Origin of the sequence: Amycolatopsis sp. NPDC059021 (assembly GCF_042739895.1) — a bacterium.
Lineage (GTDB): Bacteria > Actinomycetota > Actinomycetes > Mycobacteriales > Pseudonocardiaceae > Amycolatopsis.
In genome coordinates this window covers 21,770-26,220 of the sequence record NZ_JBHYIQ010000069.1, presented here as the reverse complement: position 1 = coordinate 26,220, position 4,451 = coordinate 21,770, and the positions used below count along the sequence as shown (strand labels likewise).

The following is a 4,451-nucleotide window of genomic DNA, read 5'->3' as shown; positions in this document are numbered from 1 at the left end:
CTCCCCGAGGGAGCTGAGGTCCCTCAAGGAGGCCCCCACGGACCACGGCGATCAGACCTCGGCGGCGCCGCACGCGGCGAGGGCCGAGCGCAGCGGCGCGGCGACGGACGGCGCCGCGGCGTAGGTGGCGTCGGCCCCGAGGTCGGGAGCCGAACCGGGTAGCGCGACGACGGCGCCCGCCTCGGCGGCGACCAGCGCGCCCGCGGCCCAGTCCCAGCGGTGCAGGCCGTGCTCGACGTAGGCGTCCAGCCAGCCGGCGCCGACCGCGCACAGGTCGAGCGACGCGGCCCCGTTGCGCCGGATGTCCCGCACCCGCCCCAGCAGCTCCGAGGCGAACCGCGCCTGCCGCTTCCGGCGTTCTTCGACATACGCGAACCCGGTTCCGACGAGGGTCAGCTCCAGCCGTTCCGGCGCCGACACCGCGAGCGGGCGGCCGTCGAGCCACGCGCCATGGCCGCGCGCGGCGGTCCATCGGCGGCCACTCACCGGCTCGACCACCGCGCCGGCGACCGAAACCCCGTCGATCTGCGCGGCGACCGACACCGCGAACCACGGCAGCCCGTAGAGGAAGTTGACCGTCCCGTCGATCGGGTCGACCACCCAGGTGACCCCGTCGGCGGCCGCCTCCGAGCCACCGCCCTCCTCCCCCAGCACCGGCTCGCCGGGGCGCAGCTCGGCCAGGCGGGACCGCACCAGCCGCTCGGACTCGTGGTCGACCGCGGTGACCACGTCCGTGTCGGCGGACTTGGTGTCCACGCGCACGCGGCCACCCCGCCCCATCTCCTCCCATGCGCTCTTGACCAGCTCGGCGGCCTCGACGGCGATACGCTCGGCGACACTCTTCAGCAACGACTCGTCAGCTCCCACGTCCGTCATGTCACCACATCCGGTTAAAGTCTCCGCAGCAGGCTTCTGAATCGTGCGAGAAGGGACCACGTCTGTGACCGCGACCCGAGGTTTCGGAATCGACATCGGCGGCAGTGGCATCAAGGGCGCCCTCGTCGACCTGGAGCGGGGTCAGCTCATCGGCGACCGCATCCGGATCGACACGCCGAAGCCCTCCACTCCCGAAGCGGTCGCGGAGGTCGTCGCCGAGATCGTCGCCACCGCGGGCTGGGACGGCCCGGTCGGGGTCACGCTGCCCGCAGTGGTGAAGAAGGGTGTCGCGCACACCGCCGCGAACATCGACCACGCGTGGATCGGCACGGACGCCGACGCGCTGTTCGCCAAGCGCCTCGGCCGCGACATCGACGACATCGCGATGCTCAACGACGCCGACGCCGCGGGGATGGCCGAGATCCGCTTCGGCGAGCCGTCCGCGAGGACCGGGGTGACCGCGCTGCTGACTTTCGGCACCGGCATCGGCAGCGCGGTGTTCCACGACGGGAAACTGGTCCCCAACACCGAGTTCGGCCATGTCGAGGTCGACGGGCACGACGCGGAGAAGCGCGCGGCCGCGTCGGTGAAGGACAACGAGGGCCTGTCCTATCCCCAGTGGGCCAAGCGAGTGCATCGTTATCTGACCGTGCTCGAAAACCTCGTCTGGCCGGATCTGTTCATCGTCGGCGGCGGGGTCAGCAAGAAGTCCGAGAAGTGGGTGCCGCTGCTGGACATCCGCACTCCGGTCCTCGTGGCGTCGCTGCAGAACAACGCCGGGATCGTCGGCGCGGCGGTGGCCGCGGCGGAAGGCATCGAGCACTGAACCGGGTGCCGCGCGGGCACTGACAGAACCGCCACGAATGTCACGTGCGCGGTGCCGGAGGGTGATCGGCGCGCGCCGCACCCGCGTACCGTCGTTACAATGGAACACGGCCCACGGCTGCGGAGGACAAAACCGCAGGCCGAGGCGTGTTCCCCGAATTTGAGCGAGCTGTGGCCGCATGGTCCGGCTCGTCACGATCGACCGCTGCGAAAGGGCGTAAGTGGCAGCCGCAAGAACCGCAACCCGAAGCGGGACGAAGACAGCGACCGCAGCAGCCGGTGAGCCGGCCGACGAGGTGACCACCGCGGAGACCGCGGCGCGCAAGACCACCACCAGGTCCGCGGGCGCCAAGAAGGCTCCGGCCAAGAAGGCCCCCGCGAAGAAAGCTCCTGCCGCCAAGAAGGCCGCCACCAAGGGCTCGAAGACCGAGGACGGCGAGCCCGACGGTCCCGGCGAGCTCGACGAGGCCGACCTCGAATCGCCGGATCTGTCGGATCTGGAAGAGGTCGAGGTCGACGTGGTCGACGAGACGGTCAACGACGAGGTCGAGTCCGAGGACGACGACGAGGAGGCCGAGGAGACCCCGAAGGGCCGCCGCGGCGCGGCTTCGGACAAGGGCGGGAAGTCCTCGGACAACCCGGACTTCGTGTGGGACGAGGAGGAGTCCGAGGCGCTGCGCCAGGCGCGCAAGGACGCCGAGCTCACCGCCTCCGCCGACTCGGTGCGCGCCTACCTCAAGCAGATCGGCAAGGTGGCGCTGCTCAACGCCGAGGAGGAGGTGGAGCTCGCCAAGCGCATCGAGGCCGGGCTCTACGCCGCCGAGCGCGTGCGCAACGCCGAGGAGGAGGGCGAAAAGCTCGTCACCCAGATGCGCCGCGATCTCAAGTGGATCGTGCGTGACGGCGAGCGCGCCAAGAACCACCTGCTGGAGGCGAACCTCCGGCTCGTGGTGTCGCTGGCCAAGCGCTACACCGGCCGCGGCATGGCGTTCCTGGACCTGATCCAGGAGGGCAACCTCGGCCTGATCCGCGCGGTGGAGAAGTTCGACTACACCAAGGGCTACAAGTTCTCGACGTACGCCACGTGGTGGATCCGCCAGGCGATCACCCGCGCGATGGCCGACCAGGCCCGCACCATCCGTATCCCGGTGCACATGGTCGAGGTCATCAACAAGCTCGGCCGTATACAGCGCGAACTCCTGCAGGACCTCGGCCGCGAGCCGACGCCCGAGGAGCTCGCCAAGGAGATGGACATCTCCCCGGAGAAGGTCCTGGAGATCCAGCAGTACGCGCGTGAGCCGATCTCGCTCGACCAGACCATCGGCGACGAGGGCGACTCGCAGCTCGGTGACTTCATCGAGGACTCCGAAGCGGTCGTCGCGGTCGACGCGGTGTCGTTCACGCTGCTGCAGGACCAGCTCCAGTCGGTGCTGCAGACGCTGTCCGAGCGCGAGGCGGGCGTCGTCCGGCTGCGGTTCGGCCTCACCGACGGCCAGCCGCGCACGCTCGACGAGATCGGCCAGGTGTACGGGGTGACCCGGGAACGCATCCGGCAGATCGAGTCGAAGACGATGTCGAAGCTGCGTCACCCGTCGCGGTCGCAGGTGCTGCGCGACTACCTCGACTGATTTCCCCTACGGGCAAAGGGAACCCCGCCGCCACGCGAGTGGTGGCGGGGTTCTCCCGTTTCCGGGAACGTGGAGACGACATCGTCGATTCCCGCGAGGAGCCTTGATGAAGATCGGTATCGGCCTGCCGAACCAGGTCCGCGACGTCCGTCCCACGGTCATCCCCGAATGGGCCGACCGCGCCGAAGAGGCCGGGTTCTCGACACTCGGCACGGTCGGCCGGATCGCCTATCCGGGCGTGATGGACACCGTCGCGCTCGCCGCCGCGGCCGGGGCGACCCGCCGGATCGGCCTGCTCAGCAATGTCCTGCTCGGCACGGTGTGGCCGCCGGTGCTGCTGGCGAAGGAGGTCGCCGGGATCGACGGCGTTTCCGGCGGACGGCTCTCGCTCGGCATCGGCATCGGCGGGCGCGAGGACGACTTCGTCACCGGCGGCCTCGGCCCGAAGGGGCTCGGCAAGCGGATCGACGCCGACCTCGAGGTCTACCGGAACGTGTGGCGCGGTGAGCCGGTCGGGGGCGGCGAAAACGCCGCCGTGCCGCCCGGAACGCGCGAAGTTCCGTTGCTGTTCGGCGGTTTCGCGCCGGCGGCGCTCGCGCGGATGGCGAAGTGGGGCCAGGGCTACGTCGGGGGTTCGATGCCGCCGGAGATGGTGGCCGAATCGTTCGAGCACGCCCGCGCCGCGTGGCGGGAGGCCGGGCGCGAGGGCGAGCCACGGCTCGTCGCGATCACCTATTTCGCGCTGGGCGAGCCCGACACGGGCCGCGGGAAGGTCCGGGACTACTACAGCAACATGGGCGACATGGCCGACTTCATCGCCTCCGGCGTACGGACGACACCGGAAGAGGTGCGGGACGCGGTGAAGGCGTTCGGCGACATCGGCGCCGACGAGCTGATCTTCAACCCCGCCACCGAAAATCTCGACGACCTCGCCCGCCTCGCCGACCTCGTGCTCTAAGACTCCCGAACCCGGCTGCCGCGAATGTGGCACTCAAGCGCCTGAGTGTGGAACTCGACCGCTTGAGTGTGGGTCTAGCCCACGCACGGGGGGGCCCACCCCCACGGGGCCCGGGTGCGCGGTGGCGGGGCCGGGGGGGGGGTGCAGGGGGGGGCGGGGGGGGT

General features: G+C 70.6%; 4 protein-coding genes. 3 read left to right on the top strand and 1 reads right to left on the bottom strand.

Annotated features, from left to right (window positions below; translation table 11 throughout):
* Positions 1-51 precede the first annotated feature (51 nt).
* Positions 52-876 (bottom strand): inositol monophosphatase family protein, encoded by an 825-nt coding sequence (locus ACFWX1_RS32535; RefSeq protein ID WP_378393586.1) that lies wholly within the window; start codon positions 874-876, stop codon positions 52-54.
* 64 nt (positions 877-940) lie between these two features.
* Here ACFWX1_RS32535 and ppgK point away from each other — a divergent pair, with 64 nt between their 5' ends.
* The 3 genes from ppgK (at position 941) to ACFWX1_RS32520 (ending at position 4,287) form a co-directional block, all read left to right on the top strand.
* Positions 941-1,702 carry a polyphosphate--glucose phosphotransferase gene (gene ppgK / locus ACFWX1_RS32530; RefSeq protein WP_378393585.1) on the top strand — a complete coding sequence of 254 codons (762 nt, stop codon included), beginning with the start codon at positions 941-943 and terminating at the stop codon, positions 1,700-1,702.
* Between the two features lie 220 nt (positions 1,703-1,922).
* Positions 1,923-3,329, top strand: coding sequence for an RNA polymerase sigma factor (locus tag ACFWX1_RS32525; protein WP_378393584.1), 1,407 nt, complete (start codon positions 1,923-1,925; stop codon positions 3,327-3,329).
* Positions 3,330-3,435: 106 nt separating this feature from the next.
* Complete coding sequence (locus tag ACFWX1_RS32520; protein ID WP_378393583.1) at positions 3,436-4,287, top strand: LLM class flavin-dependent oxidoreductase; 852 nt, start codon at positions 3,436-3,438, stop codon at positions 4,285-4,287.
* Positions 4,288-4,451 lie beyond the last annotated feature (164 nt).